Consider the following 22,206-nt stretch of genomic DNA (forward strand, 5'->3'; position numbering starts at 1 on the left):
ACAACATCTCCTTTCAAAATTTTATTTTCCGATTTCCAAAGCTTTCATCATCATTCCCTTTGATGCATTTAGAACTGTCACATTCGCTTCGTATGAACGTGTGACACTCATTAAATCAACCATTTCCCTAAGTGGGTCGACATTTGGCATTTCAACATAACCATCTTCATTGGCATCAGGATGGTCGGGATTGTAATCCAGTTCGAAAGGTGTTTTATCTTCCACTATTCCAGTCACCTTCACTCCATTCCCTACTTCGCTCGTTTTTCCGGATGCTGCGTTTAAGAAACTCGAAAAACCATTTTCCTTACTTTGCAACACAACCGATTTTCTTGTGTATGGCTTCCATGTTTTCGATTCAGCGTCATATTCCGCCCTGGTCGTATCGGCATTAGCCATATTAGCAGAGATTACATCCATCCTAACCCTTTGACTCGTCAGGCTAGATCCGGTCATGTTTATACTTTGGAAGATCCCCATCACTTACCTCCTCTAATTACATTCTGCAATGATTGAAACTTACCCGAAAGCCTGTCGGTTACTGCATTATAGTAAATTTGATTGGCAGCAAGATCCGTCATTTCCTTATCAATGTCCACGCTATTTCCATTGTTGTTATATCGGACATTTTTCTGCGCCACGATGTGAGAAGCATGACTTCCCTCTGATTTGAAGGTAAAATGTCTTTCATCGGTACGATATGACTCGAGGGAAGATTCCAGCTCTGCCTTAAAGGACTTTGTTTTGTCAACATCTTTAGCTTTATAATTAGGCGTGTCCGAATTAGCTATGTTCTGTGAAATGACTTTTTGTTTTGCATTAGAATAATCAAGGGCATTTTCTAGTGATTGGAAAGTATTCGAAAATAATTCCATATCGATCACCTCTTTCTATAATTGACAGATAATTACTTTATCAATAAATTAACCCAGCGGATTTACGTTTTAATTTTAAAGAAACATTATAACTATGTCCATAAACAATACGTAGACTTTAGACCTATTATCGTCGAAATTTGTCACAAATTGCTCAAATTTGTCTTTTTTCTTAGTATCATTGTAGGGTAATATTACGTAATATTACATTTTAATATGATATTCTACATATTAACCAAATTTTACTTCTATTAACTTTTATATCATATCGAAAAACCTATCTATATACCTGATACTTTAGAACTAATTTTCACATTTACTTTCAAATATTTATTTTATTTTAGTTGATTTCACCCTTTAAAATAAAGGATTTATAAGAAACAACGGATTGCTGCATTTTTTTCTTTTTTTAAAAAAAACCGTTTTTATCAAAGTTTTGAACCATTCGACAAATTTCCCTATGACTAAAACCGTTATCAATAGTCTTTTAAGAATCAAAAAGTTATCCTATCGTTCATTTACACCATTTCGACTGTTATAATAATATAATTACCCTTTATAGGAAATATTTAACTACTTTCTGCTTCAAACAGAAAGCATGCCCATATTCACATGTCCATTTTATCTGAATTACCTCTTTTCCCTCCCCCTGCCCTTCACCGTATTTACCTGTTTGTCCCGGACAGTAACACATCCAAATATCAAAAAAAGGCAGCCCTTTTTTCAAGGACTGCCTTTCTATATGTTAATTATTTTTAAGCTTCTCTAATTCAAGAAGGAATTTATCATTCAATACCTTGATATAAGTACCTTTCATTCCAAGAGAACGTGATTCAATGACCCCAGCACTTTCCAGTTTCCTTAGGGCATTTACGATAACGGAACGGGTGATGCCGACACGGTCTGCAATTTTTGATGCTACAAGCAGACCTTCATTACCTTTAAGTTCCTCAAAGATGTGCTCTATTGCTTCCAATTCACTGTAAGATAACGAGGAAATCGCCATTTGAACGACAGCTTTACTACGAGCTTCCTCTTCTATCTCTTCTGATTTTTCACGAAGGATTTCCATACCGACTACAGTCGCACCATATTCAGCCAAAATTAAATCATCATCGTGAAATTTTTCTTGTAAACGGGCAAGAACCAATGTTCCTAAACGTTCTCCCCCACCCATAATCGGTACGATCGTTGTTAATCCAGTTGAGAAAAGTTCCTTGTTTTCGACTGGGAAAGCAGTATATTCGCTTTCGATATCAAGATTCGAAGAGGTTTCAGGAATATTGAACAGGTTTTTTGTGTACTCTTCAGGGAATTGTTTATCTTCCAACATTTTGTACATGCGTTCGTTTTCAATTTGCTGACTTACTGCGATGCCAAGTAATTTCCCGCGGCGGCTGACGACGAATACATTTGCTTCGATAACTTCACTTAAACTCTCAGCCATTTCCTTGAAGTTAACTGCTTTACCTGCTGCTTTTTGGAGCATTGCATTGATTTTTCTTGTTTTTGCTAATAAGTTCATTTGATTTGTTCCTCCTAAAAATACCATGGTTCACAATAACTATGAAGTTGTATTTCCGTAATTTTATGTTCATTGCTTAGGCAAATCATTGCCAAAATTGTTTCTAATTAAAGGATAAACTGGCTTAAATCTTTGTTCCGGGCGATAGAACCAAGCTTACCTTCGACATATTGGGGGGTAATTGTAATCTTCTCCATCGTTATTTCCGGAGCTTCAAAAGATAAGTCTTCAAGCAACCGTTCCAAAATGGTATGAAGTCTTCTTGCACCAATATTGTCTGTGTTTTGATTTACTTCGAAGGCCACTTCTGCTATCTTACGAACAGCATCGTCAGAAAATTCAATTTCTATACCTTCAGTTTCCAATAAAGCAACGTATTGTTTTAACAAGGCATTATCGGGTTCATGCAGAATCCGCACAAAGTCGTCTACAGTCAGTTTGTTCAATTCTACACGAATTGGGAATCTACCTTGTAATTCCGGGATTAGGTCGGATGGCTTAGCCATATGAAAGGCCCCTGCAGCAATGAATAGGACATGATCCGTTTTAACTGAACCATATTTAGTCACTACTGTTGAACCTTCAACAATTGGCAGGATATCCCTTTGTACACCCTCTCTTGATACATCCGCTGATGAACTTCCAGATTGCTTACTGGCAATTTTGTCTATTTCATCTATGAAGATAATCCCATTTTGCTCAGCCCCGTATACAGCATCTGAAGTTACTTCATCCATATCAATCAATTTTGACGCTTCTTCATTTGTTAAAACGGTTCTCGCTTCACTTACTTTCAATTTGCGCTTCTTGCTTTTTTTCGGCATCAAGCTTCCTAAAGCGTCCTGCATGTTCATCCCCATTTGTTCCATCCCCGAACCTTGGAGCATATCAAACATAGAAGCAGCCTGTTCTTCCACTTCGACCGTTATCATTTCACTTTCCAGCTCACCATTAGCCAGCTTTTCAGCGACGATTTTTCTTTTTTCCTGCAAACTTAAATCTTCGGAATTTTCTTCCGGATCCTGTTCGTCTTGATTGTTATTGCCTCCAAAAAAGACTTCAAGAGGATTCTTGAAATTACTCTGTTTTTTAGTCGATGGCACTAATAGCTCTATTAAACGGCGATTTGCATTTTCTTCTGCCCGTTCCTTTACACTGGCCATCTTTTCTTCCTTCACGAGGCGGACGGAAGTCTCCACCAAATCACGGACCATGGACTCTACATCCCGGCCGACATACCCGACTTCCGTAAATTTCGTTGCTTCAACTTTTACAAAAGGAGCACCCACCAATTTAGCCATTCTCCGAGCTATTTCTGTTTTCCCAACACCTGTCGGTCCAATCATTAATATATTCTTCGGAACGACTTCGTCACGAAGTTGATCCGAGAGAAGGGAACGTCGGTAGCGATTCCGAAGAGCCACTGCCACTGCCCGTTTTGCCTCACGCTGCCCAACGATATACTGATCCAGTTTTTCAACGATTTGCCTCGGTGTTAAATTAGCTTTTTTTGACATTTGCGCTCCTCCTTACAACTCTTCCACGATTATATTCGTATTTGTAAATACACAAATTTCCGCTGCAATTTGTAAAGATGATTGAGCGATTTCCTTTGCCGATAAGTGGTCGCTGGAAAACCGCATTAATGCCCTGCCGGCTGCCAATGCATAATTCCCTCCCGATCCTATGGCGAGAATCCCGTCATCCGGTTCAATTACTTCCCCGGTGCCAGAAACGAGCAGTAAATGGTTCTTATCCATCACGACTAGCATGGCTTCAAGCTTTCTCAATACATTGTCACTTCTCCATTGCTTTGCCATTTCAACGGCAGCGCGCTGAAGATTGCCATTATACTCTTCAAGTTTAGCTTCGAACATCTCAAATAAAGTGAAAGCATCTGCAACGGAACCAGCAAAACCTGCAAGTACATTACCATTAAAGATTTTTCTTACTTTCCTCGCTGTATGCTTCATCACTACTGAATTTCCTAAAGTAACCTGCCCATCACCGGACATGGCACATTCACCTTTATGATGCACTGCAAATATCGTTGTCATAAAGTGTCCCCTTTCAACATTTAAGGCCGCGGATGTGATGCATTGTAGACTTTTTTCAATTGGTCTTTTGTAACATGCGTATACACTTGCGTTGATGAAATTTTTGAATGACCAAGCAATTCCTGAACCGTGCGAATGTCCGCCCCATTATTCAATAGGTGTGTAGCAAACGAATGCCTTAGCATATGGGGATGAAGACTTCCATCTGCGGCTGACTTTTTAATCAATTCATTCAATATATAGCGAACTCCCCTAGGTGTCAGAGGGTCTCCACGAAAATTAACAAATAAATAAACATGCGCCTTGGCGTCAGACGAAGTCAATTCCATCCTGGCTGTACGTATGTATAAATCTATCGCTTCCTGTGCATATCTACCAACCGGAACGTAGCGATCTTTTTTTCCTTTTCCATGGATCAGTACTGTCCCTAAGGAAAGATCGATATCCTGCAGTTTAATATCACAACATTCACTTACGCGAATGCCTGTAGCATACAATAATTCCAGTAAGGCATTGTTCCTTATTCCTATCGGTGAATCTTTCTTTAAAGAAGAAAACAACTGATCCATTTCCTTCTCATAGAGAAAACGTGGCAGTCTTTGATCCTTTTTAGGTAAAGAAGCAAGGGAAAAAGGGTTATCCTTCACATCACCTTCACGCAGTAAAAATTTATAAAGGCTCCTCAAGCAAGAAGTTTTTCTTGCAACAGTGCGCTTAGAAAGTTTTTTCTCATATAAATTCGTTAAATATAACCGGACATCAAGATATTCAACAGACGTGATGTCCTCAATCCCCTGTTCATTAAGGAACAGGAAAAATTCGTGAATATCACGTTTGTAATTTTCAATGGTGTAATGTGAACTGTTCTTTTCAATTTGTAAATATTCGATGAAGGATGATAATGCCTTTTTTTGATTAATCATGGAAACACCTCGCAAAGGCTAATAAATAGTATCATACTTTAAAACAGCAGGCAAATATTTTACAAATTTTTCACAAAGTTCTGAATTGTGTCCAAAGCGCGTTTAGCATGCGTTTCATTCCGCTCTTTTTTGGATTTGATTCTCACTTCAAGGTCTGGAAGCAATCCAAAGTTGGCATTCATCGGCTGGAAGCTCTTACCATTCGTCGACGTTATGTACCTTGCCATACTGCCCATCGTCGTCTCCGCAGGGAAAATGATAGGCTCCAAACCTTCGACGATCCTTGCAGCATTGATACCTGCGACAAGTCCCGACGCAGCCGATTCAACATACCCTTCAACGCCAGTCATCTGACCGGCAAAGAATAAATCATCCCGATTCTTGAATTGGTACGTTGGCTTCAAAACATTAGGTGAGTTTATGAAAGTGTTTCGATGCATGACCCCATAACGTACAATTTCCGCATTTTCCAATCCAGGTATGAGCTGCAATACTTCTTTTTGCGGCCCCCATTTCAAATGTGTCTGAAAACCAACAATATTGTAAAGTGTTCCTGCCGCATCATCCTGACGCAATTGAACTACAGCAAAAGGGCGTTTTCCCGTTTTTGGATCTTCTAGGCCAACAGGCTTCAATGGACCAAATAACATCGTTTTCTTCCCACGTGATGCCATCACTTCAATCGGCATGCAGCCTTCAAAAAAGATTTCTTTTTCGAATTCTTTAAGCGGGACTGTTTCAGCAGCAATCAATGCATCATAAAAGCGGTCAAACTCTTCTTCCGTCATCGGACAGTTCAAATAAGCTGCTTCCCCTTTATCATAACGGGATTTCAAATATACTTTATCCATATTGATGCTTTCTTTTTCAAGAATTGGTGCGGCAGCATCATAGAAGTACAAGTATTCTTCATCCATGATTTGCTTTAAGCTATCAGATAGTGACTGACTTGTAAGCGGGCCGGTTGCAATGACGGTAGGACCTTCCGGAATATCCGTCACTTCTTCATTAATGACCGTCACATTTGGATGATTTTTGACCCTTTCCGTAACAAGACCGGCAAATTCATGACGATCAACGGCTAATGCACCGCCAGCCGGTACAGCACAAGCATCCGCTGCGGACATGATGACCGAATCCAGTATACGCATTTCTTCTTTTAATACACCAACTGCATTTGTTAACGTATTTGCCCGAAGTGAATTGGAACAAACAAGTTCAGCGAATTTATCGGTATGATGGGCTGGCGTTTGTTTTACAGGGCGCATTTCATATAGATCGACTTTAATTCCTCTTTTAGCTAACTGCCACGCCGCTTCACTTCCAGCAAGCCCAGCACCGATTACACTTACTTTTGTTTCTTTCATTTTTCGAACCTCCATGTATAGATATGATAAGACAGGATCATTTATCATTAAAACTGCTTTCCAGAAGTTTCATTTTTAACGATATCTATGTATTTATACCCGAAATACTCATTCCTGCTAACGATTATTTTAAAAATATGCCATCCTTATTTACTAAAAGGGTAACGGACGCAAATAGGAATTATATCTTTAAAAGAATGTACTTGTCCACTGAATTTTACATCACAAGGCCTAAATAAAAAAGTTTCAAGCTTTATCCATTTTCTTCTTGGAAGTAAATCCACCTATCACCATGATATCATACTTCCCTGAACATAAAGAAACCCGGCAGATGCCGAGTCCATTTATACTTAGGGTTTTTCGATAGTTCACAAGGAAAGTAAACGATTTCAAGGCCTTTTTTATGCTTGGGGCATTTCTTTAAAATCACAATCCATGCACTGGACCTGGACACCTTTTTTGAGTTTTTTCTCAACAAGTGTACCTTCACATTTTGGACAACTCCGCGGCAGCGGTTTATCCCAAGATATGAAATCACATCCAGGGTAAGTATCACACCCGTAAAATATGCGGCGTTTTTTACTTTTCCTTTCAATGATATTTCCTTCTTTACATTTTGGGCATTTGACCCCGATTTCCTTGACGATTGGTTTGGTGTTACGGCAATCCGGGAAATTACTGCATGCCATGAACTTTCCATAACGCCCCATCTTAAAGACCATCCCATGTCCGCACTCCACGCAATCTTCACCTGCAGGTTCATCTTTGATTTCAATTTTCTCCATCTCGACTTCGGCTTTAGCCAAATGAATTGCAAATTCTTTATAAAATTCATCGATGACCTTAATCCATTCAATATTGCCTTCCTCAACGCTGTCGAATTCCTGTTCCATCTTGGCAGTGAACTCTGCATCGAGAATATCCGGGAAGAATTCGCGTATCAATTCGAGAACGATCTCACCAAGCTCTGTCGGGATGAACCGTTTATTATCCAAGGTAACATAGCCCCGTTTTTGGATCGTATCCAAGGTAGGCGCATATGTAGACGGACGGCCTATTCCCAGTTCCTCTAGGGTCTTGACCAGACGTGCTTCAGTATATCGGGGCGGAGGCTGTGTGAAATGCTGCTTCGGCTCGATATCTTTTGAAAAGAATTGATCTCCTTTTTTCACATCAGGAAGTGCATTTTCCTTTTCTTCCACCGAGTCATCGGACCCTTCAACATATACCTTCATGAAACCCGGAAATTTAATTTTTGAACCATTAGCCCTGAAGATGACATCCCCGTTATGCAGGTCGATGCTCATCGTATCCATGACCGCCGAAGACATTTGACTGGAAACGAATCGTTCCCAAATCAATTTATAAAGACGGAATTGATCTCTGGATAAGAACTCCTTGACTACGCCCGGTTCACGTAATGTGCTTGTTGGCCTGACGGCTTCATGCGCGTCCTGGGCATTAGTTTGTTTTTTCTCCTTGCGCTGCTCGACCTGAACATATTCTTTACCATAACTATTTTGAATGAACGTATGGACCTCCTCTTTGGCACTATCTGAAATCCGGGTCGAATCGGTTCTCATATATGTGATTAACCCGACTGTACCTTCCTTGCCAAGCTCGATTCCTTCATAAAGCTGCTGAGCAAGCATCATGGTTTTCTTCGCACGGAAATTCAATTTACGTGCCGCTTCCTGTTGCAGGGAAGAAGTTGTAAAAGGTGCTGCTGGATTGCGCCTTCTTTCCTTTTTAGCCACAGCTCCTATCGTAAATTCGCCGCCATTTAAAGAAGCGAGCACTTTTTTGACGTCCTCTTCGGTATTTAATTCTTTCTTCTCACCGCCAAGGCTGAAGAAAGAACCTTCAAACTGTTCTTTTCCTTTTACAAAATCAGCCTTGATTGTCCAATACTCTTCCGGGATAAAATCTTTGATCTCCTTCTCCCGGTCAATGATCATCCGTACAGCAACCGATTGGACCCGTCCCGCGCTTAAGCCCTTTTTCACCTTTTTCCACAATAACGGGCTTATATTGTATCCGACCAAACGGTCCAAGACCCTTCTTGCCTGCTGAGCATCAACCAATTTCATATTTATTGGCCTTGGCGATTTAAATGATTCCTTGATAGCCTCTTTCGTGATCTCGTTGAATACCACGCGGCAATCTGAGTTAACGTCAACATCAAGACTGTGAGCCAAATGCCAGGCAATTGCTTCCCCTTCCCTGTCGGGGTCAGCCGCGAGATAGATTTTTTTCGCTTTTTTTGCAGCAGTTTTCAATTCTTTTAAAACCGGGCCTTTGCCGCGGATAGTTATATATTTAGGTTCATATTCATGTTCAACATCGACACCCATTTGACTTTTAGGCAAATCACGTACATGCCCCATGGAAGCCTTTACTTTATATTTTTTTCCCAAGTAACGTTCTATTGTTTTCGCCTTTGCGGGCGATTCCACAATCACTAAGTATTCTGACATCCAATAAATCCTCCTCAAAGAGGTAATATAAATCTTCACTATTATTAATCATTCAAAAATCATTTGTCAACACCTCTTTACTTTTCAAAGCATGCTGATTCATTTATTTCTAGTTTTTTGACAAGAGGTGCCATTTGCAAAACTTATAACAGTTTTACAATATTTTCAACCTTTTTGTCTAATAATTCAACCCACCCTTCAAAAAAAGCACCTATTTTTTCAATTTTCCCGTTTGATTCTCCGTCTATCTTCTATATTATATTGTTCAAAACTCTTCCTCGATCTGCCTGGAGCTAAAAACAAGTTTGGCACCATCATAAATCAATTGATTGGTACCCAGTGATTCAGGGCTCGTAACATTACCAGGAAGCGCAAATACTTCCCTGCCGTGTTCCAAAGCAGCTTGTGCCGTAATAAGGGAACCGCTTCTTTCTTTTGCCTCTACCACGAATACGCCCTGTGATAATCCGCTGATGATTCGATTCCTAAGTGGAAACATCCATGGTTCCGCCTTCACTTCCGGTGGAGTCTCAGATATAAGCAGGCCTTTATTCATGATTTCTTCAGCAAGGGTAAAATTGGATTTCGGATATATTTGCTTAAGCCCTCCGCCTAAAACCCCGATCGTATCTCCGCCTTCCCTTAATGTGATCTTATGTGACTCTGCATCGATTCCAGCCGCCATTCCGCTTATGATCACGAACTTTTTCTTTACAAGCGGTAATAGAATCGTTTTTAAGGCCTCCAGCCCATACGAGGTTGGCTTGCGTGTTCCAACAACACCTAGGGTATTCTTCCTTGTTAAAAGCTTCTTATCACCTTTAAAATAAAGAACCCACGGAGGATCGAATATTTGCTTTAACAAAAAAGGATATTCATCATCGAAGATCGTCAAACAATGGATTTGGCTATCTTCGTATTTTTTAAGTTTTTCGATGGAATGGAGTGAATGTAAATCTTTGAGAAAGAGGTTAAGCTTATTTGAAGGGATAGGGAGCATTTTTGCCCATTCAACGTAATTCGTCGTGAACAGGGAAGATAATGATGGGTCTTTGGACATGATTGCTTGGATTGTTTTCCATCCTGCTCCGCGGCAATGATGGAGATGGATTAACTTTTCTTTTTTATTCAATCGGAAACGCCCCTAATCGGATATTTTTAAAGGTAGGTTGATAGTGATGTACTTGGTCTCTCCCGAGGAAATTCGAGGAAATAAAGACCGACCCAAAAAAAGGTCGGCCAAGCTTAAATCAATGTGTTTTACAAGGTTCGTAAATATCTTTTTCTTTTAAAACGGAAATCAATGTTTCTCCCATTACGGATGGAGTTTCGGCAACTTTAATTCCACATTCGTTCATTACGCGGATTTTCTCGTCAGCCGTCCCTTTTCCTCCTGAGATAATGGCACCAGCATGTCCCATGCGTTTACCGGCAGGAGCCGTACGGCCACCAATGAAACCAACAACTGGCTTAGTCATATTTTCCTTCACCCAGATTGCCGCTTCTTCTTCCGCCGTTCCGCCGATTTCCCCGATCATGATCACCGCATGTGTTTCCGGATCTTCATTGAACGCTTTTAAAACATCAATGAAATCCGTTCCGTTAACGGGATCTCCACCGATACCGACAGCCGAAGATTGCCCGATGCCTGCTTGCGATAATTGGTGAACAGCTTCATATGTCAAAGTTCCAGAACGAGAAACTACGCCTACATGGCCTTTTTTGTGGATATACCCTGGCATGATACCAATCTTACACTCTTCAGGAGTAATGACACCTGGGCAGTTCGGTCCGATCAAGCGAGTTTTTTTGCCTTCCATGTAGCGCTTCACCTTGACCATATCCAGTACAGGAATATGTTCCGTGATACAAATGGCAAGATCAAGTTCTGCGTCTACGGCTTCAAGAATTGCATCGGCAGCAAATGGTGCCGGTACATAGATAACAGATGCACTCGCACCGGTTTCAGTGACAGCTTCGGAAACTGTATTGAATACAGGTACCCCTTCCACTTCTGTTCCACCTTTACCCGGAGTGACTCCCCCTACGATTTTCGTGCCGTATTCCAACATTTGTTTTGTATGAAATAATGCTGTTGCACCAGTGATTCCCTGAACGATCACTTTCGTATCTTTATTAATATAAACGCTCATTATGTTCCCCCCTGCCTATTATCCTACAAGTGATACTATTTTTTGTGCTCCATCTGCCATTGATTCAGCAGCCGTAATATTTAAACCTGACTCTTTTAGAATCTTTTTGCCAAGGTCCACATTCGTTCCTTCAAGACGAACAACAAGAGGGACATCCAGTCCAAGCTCTTTGGCAGCAGCCACGACGCCTGTAGCAATGATGTCACATTTCATGATTCCTCCGAAGATATTAACGAAGATGCCTTTAACATTTTGATCGGAAAGGATGATTTTGAAAGCCTCTTTTACTTTTTCCTCAGTGGCGCCGCCACCAACGTCAAGGAAGTTAGCCGGATCTCCCATATAATGTTTAATGATGTCCATCGTAGCCATAGCAAGCCCGGCACCATTAACCATGCATCCGATATTTCCGTCAAGCGATATGTAACTTAGGCCATGTTTTGATGCTTCAATCTCTTTCGCATCCTCTTCATCCAAATCACGGTACTCCGCGATGTCCTTATGGCGGTAAATCGCATTATCATCGAAGTTCAATTTAGCATCAAGCGCCATTACATCGCCGTCACCCGTTACCACTAATGGGTTGATTTCTGCGATTGAGCAATCCTTTTCAACGAAAGCTGTATATAGGTTAATCATCAGTTTGGAAGCTTTATTTATAAGTGGAGCCGGAATATTGATATTGAATGCAATCCTCCGTGCTTGGAAACCAGTCAGGCCTACAACCGGATCGATTACTTCTTTGAATATTTTCTCTGGTGTCTTTTCGGCCACTTCCTCAATTTCCGTACCGCCTTCTTCAGAAGCCATCAATACGACACTGTCCGTAGCACGGTCAAGGACAAGCCCGATATAATACTCTTTCGTAATGTCGCAGCCTTCTTCAATAAGTAAACGCTTAACTTCCTTGCCTTCAGGTCCCGTTTGATGGGTCACCAGTGTCTTGCCAAGAATCTCTTCTGCATATGTACGTGCTTCATCAAGATTCTTTGCTACCTTGACTCCGCCGGCTTTACCGCGGCCGCCCGCATGAATTTGAGCTTTGACGACAACAACTTCCGTACCTAACTCCTTCGCTGCTTCAACTGCTTCATCAACAGTAAAGGCAACCCGGCCATTTGGAACGGATACCCCGTATTGTCGCAATATCTCTTTCCCCTGATACTCATGGATATTCATTTCCCATCCTCCTTATCTACTAAAAAACAACCTTGAAATTTAATGCGTGTTTTCTCTATCATATTACAACAAAATTCTCCCTCGTGCATAATATTCTTTCACATAATTTTTAAAATATTATTACAATATACTTCCTTACCCTTTAAAAAAATAGAAAAAACCTTCTGCGCCGTTGTGTTTTTTTCTTATTAAAATCATTTATTTCGGATCTGCAATTCTAGTACAAAAAGAGTCATATTTCTATCAAAAACACTTCCATGAAAGCCTTTTCAATTTATTGATCCAAAGATATTCTCATGAAAAACTACGGTTATCCTGGTCTTGATTCAAAGAAAAGTAAAAGGACAAAGCCCTGTCGCCTTGTCCTTTAACAAATAGTTTAGTATTTTTTTAATATAATGAAAAATCGTCAGTAATTTCCCTAATATTCTACATAAACCAACAGAAACCCTTTGGTGAAACCAGATGGGTAGTCTCCTACCGATTCATGTCCTTGTCAACTTTATAAATGAATGCAAATACCTCTGCAACAGCTCCATACAATTCTTCAGGAATCGTTTGATTAATATCCAATTGACCTAAAAGTGCAGCAAGCGATTCGTCCCTTTGGACCGGTATATCGAGTTTCATGGCCTTTTCCATAATAGTTTCAGCCGATTTCCCTTTCCCCTTGGCCAATATGACGGGCGCTTTGGATGTCTTTTGATCATACTTTAAAGCAATGGCTTCTTTTCGTTTATCATTTATCATATTCGAATATCCACTCCACTATATGAACCTGCTTCTGTAAAAGGAATCGGTTCCCCCCTAAGGTCCCGCTCTTTTTCATATACGGGATTTACAAACGAAACTCCTGATAATCTGTAATCCATTTTCCCAAGATTCTCTCTCAGGATGTCAAGATATTGACCGGCTGCCTCTTCAAGGGTTGCACCATGCCCATTGATGACCGTCACTTTTATGATTCGGTTTTGAACCTGCATGTCGATGACCGTCTCTTCAAGGTGCTCCAATTCTAAATAAAATAGGACTCGGCAGTAATCCGGGTCTATTTTGCCTTCTTTTGTCTTCCTTCCGCTCCATTGTAACGTCAGATCCGTTCTAGTAGATCCCAGATTGAGTGGAAGTGTAAGGAGTAAATTCTGAATCGGCCCGTTTTCCTGTGAAAGGATCTGTTGCGCAGTAATCCGATTCAGGATTTGTTCTGCCATTTCCTTGATAGCTGCCGGAATTTGCTCATTCAGCAATTTAAGCAGCAGCGGTTTAAGTGTCTCTAAATCATTGGGGAAATCCGCCAAATCATCTCCTGGAAGATTAATGAGTGCATGTTCCAGCTGGAGTCCAAGGATCTTGGTCATTTCTTTCAGTTGGTGTGCGACAGAAGTTCCATGGGTGAAATCGATTGTTTGAAAATCAGCTGACAATACATGTGAAAGGACCAGCTTCTCATTAATCCTAGCGTATTGGGCCTCAGAAGGCTTATTAAGCGACCGAAACAGTAATTCAGCAGCTTTACCCTTCGACTCAGCTACTTGCTCTGTGTCCTTATTCAAGTAGCCTATAAGGTCATTCACTTCAATTTTTCCGTCTACTGCCTTTGTAGCTATCGCTTCGGCAAAAGCATTCTGGAGTAAATGAAAGGCAAGAGGGGTAAGTTTTTCTGCAGAAATGTTTTTTCTCTGCATCGAGTGGATATCAATCGGCAGTTTTGCCTTCTCATGATCATGACTATTCAATATGCGGTTAATAGCCATTTCGATTTCTTCAACTTGTGCAAATGCTCCGCCTTTAGCAGCGGAAAGCAACTGAAATCCTTGGTGTAATTTATCAATCGCTGAATTTTTAGGAATACCGGACCTAACCTCAGCTCCATCCATTAAACTTTCCAGAAAGACGGATTCCGTCATTCCCTTTGGAACGAAACCCGTCTTTTGAAGCAGGGAAAATGCCCCGGATTTCATTTCTGGCGTTGAATCGGAATCCAGCCAAGCGGTCACAAGTTTTTGTAAACCGATTTGTTGAAACTGGTTCTGTTTGGCAACATGTAAAGAGTCCAATACCTCCATTAGCTTGGAAGCAGTCCTCGTTACTGCCCCACCATCCTGCAGCTGCTGCCTGAAGCCACTGAGGAGTTTGTGGAAAGGTTCACCTTTGGACTGCGTAAATAATGCATCAAATACACCTTTTACAAAAGGCAGTTGCTGAATGAACATTGTTTTTATTACAGGCAGACCAACTTCTGCAGCATCAGCAGCTTTTAACCATTGCAAAGCGGATTGAAAAGTTTCCTTGGTTATCGGAAGGCGGTTTGTCAGCAGGTATTCGGCAAGCTTGGTTGCGGCAGGTTCAGGTTTTATGCCGAGGTGAGCGATCAATTGTGCAACTGTTCCCTTTAAGCCAGAAACGTTCAAATTGGGGGAATCTAAAGCTTTTAACACGACACACCCCTCAATTGGTTGCTGCACTTGAAACCAATACTTCACTCCTGTACGAAGCGGGATATCAAGAGTGGCAACCATTTTTTGATGGCCAACCTGTACCTCGGCCGTTTGGTTACGAAAAAACTTATTCACCTTCCCGAAAAGGATTTGCCCGTTTTTCAAACTCGCAGTTCCTTTTATTTCAATGGGTGAAGCTACGGGTTGACTGCTTTTTATGGATTGCACCACTCATCCCCCCCCTTATTCCTTCGTTCGTGCAGCGATTTCCTTAACTGGTGCAAAACTTCTTCTATGCCAAGGTGTAAGCCCGTGTATGTCGAGCGCTTCTAAATGTTGGCTTGTCCCGTAACCCATGTGCTTTTCAAAACCATATTCCGGATATTTTTCACCATATTCCTTCATCATCCTATCACGAGTCACCTTGGCTATTATGGATGCCGCAGAGATGCTAATGCTTCTTGCGTCCCCCTTTATGAGCGAAAGCTGGGGAATCGGCACATCCAGTTCCATCGCATCGATCAACAAATGATCCGGAAGTTCTGACAGATCGTTCACTGCAGCCACCATTGCCTTTTTCGTAGCTTGATATATATTGATTTCATCAATTACTTCGCTATGTACAACACCTACACCTACGGATATCGCTTCCTTAAAAATCATCTCATAAAACTGTTCCCTTTTTGACTCCGGAATCTTTTTAGAATCATTAAGCCCTGGCAAATAAAAAGAATCAGGCAAGATGACTGCACTTGTCACAACCGGTCCTGCAAGAGGTCCTCTTCCCACTTCATCGATGCCAGCGAGAATGGAAAACCCTTGTTTCCGTAATTGCCTTTCAAACTCTGTCATTTCCGTGAAAGCATCCCTTACCTGTTGTTCTTTTTCATAAGTTCTTTGCCATTTGTTTACTAAGTCGGTTACTCCCTTCCGTCCGTCCTCCCGGCATTTCTGTAAAAATAAATCTTCCGGCTCTCTTATCGTCTTTAACTTTAAGGAGATTTCCTTAATGATCATTGCAGTTATCATCTTTTATCACCCATCATTTTAATTATCGGCAGTCTTGCTTCTTTTCTACAGTTCAGACAAAAATACGGAGCGGAAAAGAGACATCAAAAAGAAAAAATCTTTTCGACATCCAACTCCAGCTCCGTATTACAACACTCAAGTCAATGTTAATCTTATTCGGGGATATCATCCTTTTCATAATCCGAAGGAACCTCGAACGTAAGCGGGCCCATCTTTTCTGAACGGATTTCACGTACGACCAACTCTGCGGTTTTGTCATAATCGATGAAGCCCCCAGATGCTAAACAGCCCCTGAACTTTCCGACAGCATCGAACAATTCGAGCGTTTCCTGTGGAATTACATCCAGGTTATAACGGGATTTCAGTCTTTCCGGGTATTCTTTTTCCAAAAAGCGAAGGCCGTATAATGAGACTTCGTGCAAGTTTAAAATCGTATCCTTGATCGCACCTGTCAACGCAAGCTTCAAACCTACTTCTTGATCCTCGAATTTCGGCCAGAGAATCCCCGGCGTGTCGAGCAATTCCAATTCCTTACCCACTTTTATCCATTGCTGCGCTTTAGTGACTCCAGGTGTATTTCCTGTTTTGGCAATGTTCTTTTTGGCAAGTCGATTGATTAAAGTCGATTTCCCCACGTTAGGAATGCCGACTATCATGGCACGGATCGCTCTCGGCTTTATTCCTCTTGATTCCATCCGCTCATACTTTTCTTTTAAAAGATTTTTGGATGCAGCTGTAATCTGGTTTAAACCGTTTCCTGCCTGTGAGTTAATGGCAATCGCCGTTTTCCCCTGCGATTTATAATGTTCCAGCCACATATTCGTTTTTGCCGGATCGGCCATATCAGCTTTATTCAAAAGGATGACCCTCGGTTTATGCTGAATGATTTCGTCGATCATCGGATTTCGTGAAGATGCCGGAATCCGGGCATCCACAAGTTCAAAGATGATGTCGATCAGTTTTAATTTCTCTGTTACTTCCCGTCTTGCTTTGGCCATATGGCCAGGGAACCACTGTATTGTCAATGGAATCCACCTTCCTACTATTCCGCCAATCGAAAGTCTTCGATCGGCCAATAAACTAATTTAGTTTTTCCTAACACTTTATCGTAAGGAACGACACCTACACCAATATGGCGGCTATCCTTGCTGAAACGGCGATTATCCCCCAGGACAAATAGGTGATCTTCAGGCACCGTTCCTTGTTCTATGACATCACTTAATGTAAAAGGTTCCGTCAAAGCCCCGCCATCAATCAATTGTTCTTTATATTCATCCAAGTATGGCTCATCATAAGCTTTTCCATTCACGTAAAGAGTATCATCTCTATATTCCACTTTTTCCCCTGGCAATCCGATGACCCGCTTTATGTAATCTTTGCCTTCTGGAGCTTCGAAAACGATAATGTCGAATCTTTTGGGTTCGCCAATCGAATAGGAGATTTTATTAACGATCATGCGGTCCGTATCCTTTAATGTCGGCATCATGGAATTACCGTCCACAACAATAGGAGCCAGGAGGAAATAACGAATCAGCGTCGCCGCTATAACCGCGATTATGACCGCCTTTGTCCATTCCCACAATTCATTTTTCTTTTTCGCCATCCTTACCCACCCTTTTTGAAGCATATCAACAATTATTTTAACATGTTGCGGACGCTATAGCGAGCAGGATTCTATATAGCTTTCACCCTATGTGCATTCATATCGTTTCTTAAAGTGCAAAAAGGGAGCCTGATAAACAAGCTCCCTTTTTTGCATGATACTGTTTGGTTATTCACCTTATGTGGATCATGGTAAACCCGCATGAAGATATTCGAAAAATTAACGACGAATTTCTTTAATACGTGCTTTTTTACCACGAAGTTCGCGTAGGTAATAAAGTTTCGCACGACGTACTTTACCGTGACGGATAACTTCTAGTTTCGCAATTTTTGGTGTGTGAACAGGGAAAGCACGTTCTACTCCAACGCCGTAAGAGATCTTACGCACTGTGAAAGTTTCACTAACTCCGCCGCCACGACGTTTGATTACAACGCCTTCAAACAACTGGATACGTTCGCGAGTTCCTTCAATAACCTTTACGTGTACACGTACTGTGTCACCAGGTCTGAATGATGGAAGATCTGAGCGAAGTTGTTCTTTTGTGATTTCGTTAATAAGATTTTGCATCGATTTCAACTCCTCCTGGACGCTCTTGCAAATACTTATTGTTTGCAGCGGAACATCGTTATAAGACTGAGCATTTTGCCCAAGTCACAAGGTATATCCTATCATACTCTAAACGTCGATGCAATAGACATCAGTCTTCTTTTTTAATCTCGGACAATAATTTTTTTTCAACTTCCGATAGTTCATAACTATCGAGCAAATCCGGACGTCGAATCCAAGTTCTGCGCAGAGATTCCTTCATCCGCCATTCATCGATTTTTTTATGATTCCCGGATATTAGCGGATCGGGAACTTTCATCCCCCGGAAATCTGCAGGTCTAGTATAATGGGGATGCTCTAACAAACCAGAAGAATAGGAATCAAGGATCGGGGAGTCAACATTTCCCAAAACGCCCGGCAGCAAGCGAACAACGCTGTCAATAATGACCATTGCGCCCAATTCCCCGCCTGTAAGCACAAAGTCACCAATAGATATTTCATCCGTTACGACATGCTCCCGGATGCGCTCATCATACCCTTCATAATGCCCGCAAATGAAAATGAGATGTTCCTCTTCAGCAAACTCTTCGGCTTTTTTCTGCGTGTAACGCTCTCCCTGGGGACAAAGGAGGACTACCCTTGGGGTTAGCTCCCCTTGCTCTTTAAGAGCTTCCACAGCATCAAAGATCGGCTGTGCCTTTAATACCATTCCGGCACCGCCTCCATAAGGATAATCATCTACCGTCGAATGCTTATTATCTGCATAATCTCGAAAATTGGTCACCTTATAGCTCACAGCCTGCTTTTCCGCAGCCTTTTTTAAGATTGACGAACCAAATACCCCTTCGAACATTTCTGGAAAAAGCGAAAGCACATCGATTTTCATCAGTCTAAAAGTCCTTCCATCGGTGTAATGATTACCCTTTTAGCGGAAATATCCACTTCTTTAACAATTTGTTCAATATACGGGATCAGGATGTCCTTACTGCCAGCTTTCTTAATGACCCAAACATCATTGGCACCAGGCGTAAGAACCTCAACGATTTCCCCAACTTCCATTCCTTCATCCGTAAATACCGAACAGCCGATGATTTCATGGAAGTAGAACTCACCTTCGTCCAATTTACCAAGCTGTGCTTCCTTCACTTTCAGGACCCCGTTTTTAAATGCCTCAACCTGTCCGACGTTATAATAATTCTCGAACGTCAATAGGTTAAAGTTTTTATGGGTGCGATGCGACCTGATGATAAGGGGCAAGGTTTTTTTCTCCGTGTCCCTAAACAGATACAGAGTATTTCCAACTTTGTACCGTTTTTCTGGAAAGTCTGTTGAAGAAATCACACGGACTTCTCCTAAAAGACCATGTGTGTTGACAATTTTACCTACATTAAACCATTTTTCCATTCTTTCACCTCTAACGAATTTCCGAGACGATTCCATCTTTTATGACAATGGTCTTCGTTGCCATGATTTCGTCCCAATCTGCCCCAATTTCCACATCAATGATACTTTGAACTTCCCGTTCCTTCAATTCACTACCTGCGGGAAGGATCTCCAACTGCTCCATTTGAAATTCAAGCAGTTTAATTTTTTCTTGCCTCTGGTTTATTTCTTTTTCAAAATGAGCACGGAGACTAGCAGGTTGGAGAGTTCTTGTTTTTTCAAGTTTTTTCAGTTCAAAGCGAAGCTGTTCACTCTCTTTTTGAAGCTGAAGGCGTTTTGACTTGTATTTCTCGAGGAGCTGATTCTTGCTGGATTCCGTTAATACTTGGTTAACGATTACATTTTGGAGAATTTTCATTCCAGCACCTCCTATTATCTATGATTTCTTATTTCCTTCAAAAAATATGTATGATGGGGTAATCTTTTTGAAATGGGGGTCATTCTCTTAAGTATAACGTAAATCGGTAAAAGATGCGTCTTAAAAAGGCGTAAAGTTTAAAGTCCGGGTCTATTCAATTAGGATCCAAGTCGAAATTTCACTTTCTTGAAGTACAAAAAAAGGAGGGGTATTAACCCTCCTTATTCGGAAATCTCCAAATAGATTTTCTTCTGCTGTGAAGATCCTGCTGCATATACCACAGTCCGAATCGCCTTAGCAACACGCCCTTGTTTACCGATCACCTTGCCCATATCCTCTTTATGAACGGAGAGGATATAAACAATCCGGTCGGATTCTTCCTTGGAGGTCACGATGACCTCTTCCGGATAATCCACAAGTGCTGAAACAATCGTTTCAATAAGTGCTTTCATCAACTACCGTCGATTACTTGCTGTTTTTTGCAACATGGAATTTTTCCATGATGCCTTGTGTAGAGAATAAGTTACGAACTGTATCAGATGGTTTAGCTCCATCTTGTAACCATTTAAGAGCAAGCTCTTCGTTGATTTCAACTTTAGCTGGTTGAGCAACCGGGTTATAAGTTCCTACCACTTCAATGTAACGTCCGTCACGTGGTGAACGAGAATCTGCAACTACAATACGATAGAAAGGAGATTTTTTAGCTCCCATACGTTTTAAGCGAATTTTTACTGCCATTTTAAATAAGCACCTCCGAATAGTTTCACACAAGATAGTATAATATCAAATGTCTTGCATGTTTGTAAAGGTTTTTTTCTTAACAGGTAAAAAAAGTGTTGAGATACATGGCTTCGACCCGTATTCGCCTCAGTTTAAACCTGAAATAAACCTTACATGAACGGGAATTTGAATCCCTTTTTCTTTCCTTTTTGCATGTTCGTGACCTGTTTCATCATCTTTTTCATTTCTTCGAATTGCTTCAGTAGACGGTTCACTTCTTGAATCGATCTGCCGCTTCCTTTTGCAATCCGTTTCTTGCGGGATGCATTCATGGTTTCCGGATGTTCCTTTTCATGCGTTGTCATTGAACGGATGATAGCTTCAACATGACCGATCTGTTTCTCATCGATCTGAAGGTTGTCCATCCCTTTCATTTTATTCGCACCGGGAATCATTTTCAGAATATCATCAAGCGGTCCCATATTCCGCACCTGACCAAGCTGATCAAGGAAATCATCAAAGGTAAAAGTGGCGGTACGCATCTTTTTCTCTAATTCTTTCGCTTTTTCTTCATCTACATTGGCCTGTGCTTTTTCGATAAGGGTCAATACATCACCCATGCCGAGGATCCTTGACGCCATCCGCTCTGGATGGAACGCTTCAAGTGCATCCAATTTTTCACCCATACCGACGAATTTGATCGGCGTGTCGGTGACTGAACGAATTGAAAGTGCCGCACCACCACGTGTATCCCCATCAAGTTTTGTTAATACGACTCCTGTCAGGCCTAGCTGTTCATTGAAGCTTTGGGCTACATTGACCGCATCCTGACCTGTCATCGCATCGACAACCAGGAAGATTTCATCAGGTTTTGTCAACTCTTTGATATCCTTCAGTTCGCCCATCAAGTTTTCATCCACATGAAGACGGCCTGCGGTATCAATCAACACATAGTCATGATGTTCTTCCTTAGCTTTTTCAATTGCCTGTTTGGCAATTTCAACAGGGCTGACCTGGTCCCCAAGGGAGAAAACAGGCATGCTTAATTGTTTGCCAAGTGTTTCGAGCTGCTTAATCGCCGCCGGACGGTAAATATCAGCCGCAACGAGCAATGGCTTGCGGTTGTATTTTTTTCTAAGAAGATTGGCAAGCTTTCCGGTGGTCGTCGTTTTACCAGCACCTTGAAGACCTACCATCATAATGACAGTCGGTGGTTTCGAGGCAACGGCAATCTTGCTCTGTTCGCCGCCCATCAGCTCAGTCAATTCTTCCTTAACTACTTTAATTACCTGTTGACCGGGGGTTAAGCTTTTCAGCACTTCCTGACCTACCGAACGTTCACTGACACGTTTTACAAAATCCTTCACGACTTTAAAGTTAACATCCGCTTCAAGCAGGGCCAATCGAACTTCACGCATCATTTCTTTAACGTCCGCTTCGTTGACCTTCCCTTTTCCACGGATCTTTTGCATCGTGCTCTGCAGTCGGTCGGCCAATCCTTCAAATGCCATAT

The 22,206-nt window shown here is 41.4% G+C and carries 23 protein-coding genes; all 23 read right to left on the reverse strand.

Translation table 11 applies throughout. From position 1 onward, the window contains the following. Positions 1-21 precede the first annotated feature (21 nt). Positions 22-480, reverse strand: coding sequence for a flagellar basal body rod protein FlgC (flgC, locus tag ACZ9AO_RS12600; protein ID WP_063596279.1), 459 nt, complete (start codon positions 478-480; stop codon positions 22-24). Continuing rightward, a complete protein-coding gene (flgB, locus tag ACZ9AO_RS12605) occupies positions 480-875 on the reverse strand; it encodes a flagellar basal body rod protein FlgB (RefSeq protein WP_063596280.1) in 396 nt (131 codons plus the stop codon). Before flgB ends, flgC begins: the two co-directional genes overlap by 1 nt. 745 nt (positions 876-1,620) lie before the next feature. Further along, on the reverse strand, positions 1,621-2,400 hold the full coding sequence (codY, locus tag ACZ9AO_RS12610; protein WP_034313657.1) for a GTP-sensing pleiotropic transcriptional regulator CodY: 780 nt from the start codon (positions 2,398-2,400) through the stop codon (positions 1,621-1,623). A gap of 107 nt (positions 2,401-2,507) precedes the next feature. After that, complete coding sequence (gene hslU / locus ACZ9AO_RS12615; RefSeq protein WP_476109185.1) at positions 2,508-3,917, reverse strand: HslU--HslV peptidase ATPase subunit; 1,410 nt, start codon at positions 3,915-3,917, stop codon at positions 2,508-2,510. Positions 3,918-3,929: 12 nt separating this feature from the next. Beyond that, positions 3,930-4,457 (reverse strand): HslVU peptidase proteolytic subunit, encoded by a 528-nt coding sequence (gene hslV / locus ACZ9AO_RS12620; protein ID WP_048684874.1) that lies wholly within the window; start codon positions 4,455-4,457, stop codon positions 3,930-3,932. Positions 4,458-4,477: 20 nt separating this feature from the next. Then, on the reverse strand, positions 4,478-5,380 hold the full coding sequence (gene xerC / locus ACZ9AO_RS12625) for a tyrosine recombinase XerC (RefSeq protein WP_048684877.1): 903 nt from the start codon (positions 5,378-5,380) through the stop codon (positions 4,478-4,480). A 59-nt stretch (positions 5,381-5,439) separates the two neighbouring features. Continuing rightward, positions 5,440-6,747, reverse strand: a complete 1,308-nt coding sequence (gene trmFO / locus ACZ9AO_RS12630) for an FADH(2)-oxidizing methylenetetrahydrofolate--tRNA-(uracil(54)-C(5))-methyltransferase TrmFO (protein WP_251538951.1) — start codon at positions 6,745-6,747, stop codon at positions 5,440-5,442. Positions 6,748-7,148: 401 nt separating this feature from the next. Continuing rightward, the gene (topA, locus tag ACZ9AO_RS12635; protein ID WP_048684883.1) at positions 7,149-9,224 is read right to left on the reverse strand and encodes a type I DNA topoisomerase; all 2,076 of its coding nucleotides are present in this window, start codon (positions 9,222-9,224) and stop codon (positions 7,149-7,151) included. A 265-nt stretch (positions 9,225-9,489) separates the two neighbouring features. Further along, positions 9,490-10,356 (reverse strand): DNA-processing protein DprA, encoded by an 867-nt coding sequence (dprA, locus tag ACZ9AO_RS12640; RefSeq protein WP_053534373.1) that lies wholly within the window; start codon positions 10,354-10,356, stop codon positions 9,490-9,492. 118 nt (positions 10,357-10,474) lie between these two features. Then, positions 10,475-11,377: a succinate--CoA ligase subunit alpha gene (gene sucD, locus ACZ9AO_RS12645; protein ID WP_048684890.1), complete on the reverse strand. Its 903-nt coding sequence runs from the start codon at positions 11,375-11,377 to the stop codon at positions 10,475-10,477. Between the two features lie 18 nt (positions 11,378-11,395). Further along, positions 11,396-12,556: an ADP-forming succinate--CoA ligase subunit beta gene (gene sucC / locus ACZ9AO_RS12650; RefSeq protein ID WP_048684894.1), complete on the reverse strand. Its 1,161-nt coding sequence runs from the start codon at positions 12,554-12,556 to the stop codon at positions 11,396-11,398. Between the two features lie 477 nt (positions 12,557-13,033). Then, a complete protein-coding gene (locus tag ACZ9AO_RS12655; RefSeq protein ID WP_251538944.1) occupies positions 13,034-13,306 on the reverse strand; it encodes an EscU/YscU/HrcU family type III secretion system export apparatus switch protein in 273 nt (90 codons plus the stop codon). Continuing rightward, on the reverse strand, positions 13,303-15,225 hold the full coding sequence (locus ACZ9AO_RS12660) for a hypothetical protein (RefSeq protein ID WP_476109186.1): 1,923 nt from the start codon (positions 15,223-15,225) through the stop codon (positions 13,303-13,305). Before ACZ9AO_RS12660 ends, ACZ9AO_RS12655 begins: the two co-directional genes overlap by 4 nt. 12 nt (positions 15,226-15,237) lie before the next feature. After that, complete coding sequence (locus ACZ9AO_RS12665; RefSeq protein WP_476109233.1) at positions 15,238-16,020, reverse strand: ribonuclease HII; 783 nt, start codon at positions 16,018-16,020, stop codon at positions 15,238-15,240. A gap of 155 nt (positions 16,021-16,175) precedes the next feature. Next, the gene (gene ylqF / locus ACZ9AO_RS12670; RefSeq protein ID WP_048684908.1) at positions 16,176-17,048 is read right to left on the reverse strand and encodes a ribosome biogenesis GTPase YlqF; all 873 of its coding nucleotides are present in this window, start codon (positions 17,046-17,048) and stop codon (positions 16,176-16,178) included. A gap of 17 nt (positions 17,049-17,065) precedes the next feature. Further along, positions 17,066-17,626, reverse strand: a complete 561-nt coding sequence (lepB, locus tag ACZ9AO_RS12675; protein WP_063231882.1) for a signal peptidase I — start codon at positions 17,624-17,626, stop codon at positions 17,066-17,068. 219 nt (positions 17,627-17,845) lie between these two features. After that, positions 17,846-18,193 (reverse strand): 50S ribosomal protein L19, encoded by a 348-nt coding sequence (rplS, locus tag ACZ9AO_RS12680; RefSeq protein WP_034313702.1) that lies wholly within the window; start codon positions 18,191-18,193, stop codon positions 17,846-17,848. A 130-nt stretch (positions 18,194-18,323) separates the two neighbouring features. Beyond that, positions 18,324-19,058, reverse strand: coding sequence for a tRNA (guanosine(37)-N1)-methyltransferase TrmD (gene trmD / locus ACZ9AO_RS12685; protein ID WP_251538940.1), 735 nt, complete (start codon positions 19,056-19,058; stop codon positions 18,324-18,326). Continuing rightward, positions 19,058-19,576, reverse strand: coding sequence for a ribosome maturation factor RimM (gene rimM / locus ACZ9AO_RS12690; RefSeq protein WP_476109188.1), 519 nt, complete (start codon positions 19,574-19,576; stop codon positions 19,058-19,060). Before rimM ends, trmD begins: the two co-directional genes overlap by 1 nt. 10 nt (positions 19,577-19,586) lie before the next feature. Continuing rightward, positions 19,587-19,973 (reverse strand): YlqD family protein, encoded by a 387-nt coding sequence (locus tag ACZ9AO_RS12695; RefSeq protein ID WP_034313711.1) that lies wholly within the window; start codon positions 19,971-19,973, stop codon positions 19,587-19,589. 221 nt (positions 19,974-20,194) lie between these two features. After that, positions 20,195-20,425, reverse strand: a complete 231-nt coding sequence (locus ACZ9AO_RS12700) for a KH domain-containing protein (protein ID WP_048684915.1) — start codon at positions 20,423-20,425, stop codon at positions 20,195-20,197. Positions 20,426-20,438: 13 nt separating this feature from the next. Next, on the reverse strand, positions 20,439-20,711 hold the full coding sequence (rpsP, locus tag ACZ9AO_RS12705; protein WP_048684918.1) for a 30S ribosomal protein S16: 273 nt from the start codon (positions 20,709-20,711) through the stop codon (positions 20,439-20,441). Positions 20,712-20,863: 152 nt separating this feature from the next. Beyond that, positions 20,864-22,204, reverse strand: coding sequence for a signal recognition particle protein (gene ffh / locus ACZ9AO_RS12710; RefSeq protein WP_034313716.1), 1,341 nt, complete (start codon positions 22,202-22,204; stop codon positions 20,864-20,866). Positions 22,205-22,206 lie beyond the last annotated feature (2 nt).

The sequence above is a fragment of the Peribacillus sp. TE19612 genome, from assembly GCF_056279465.1.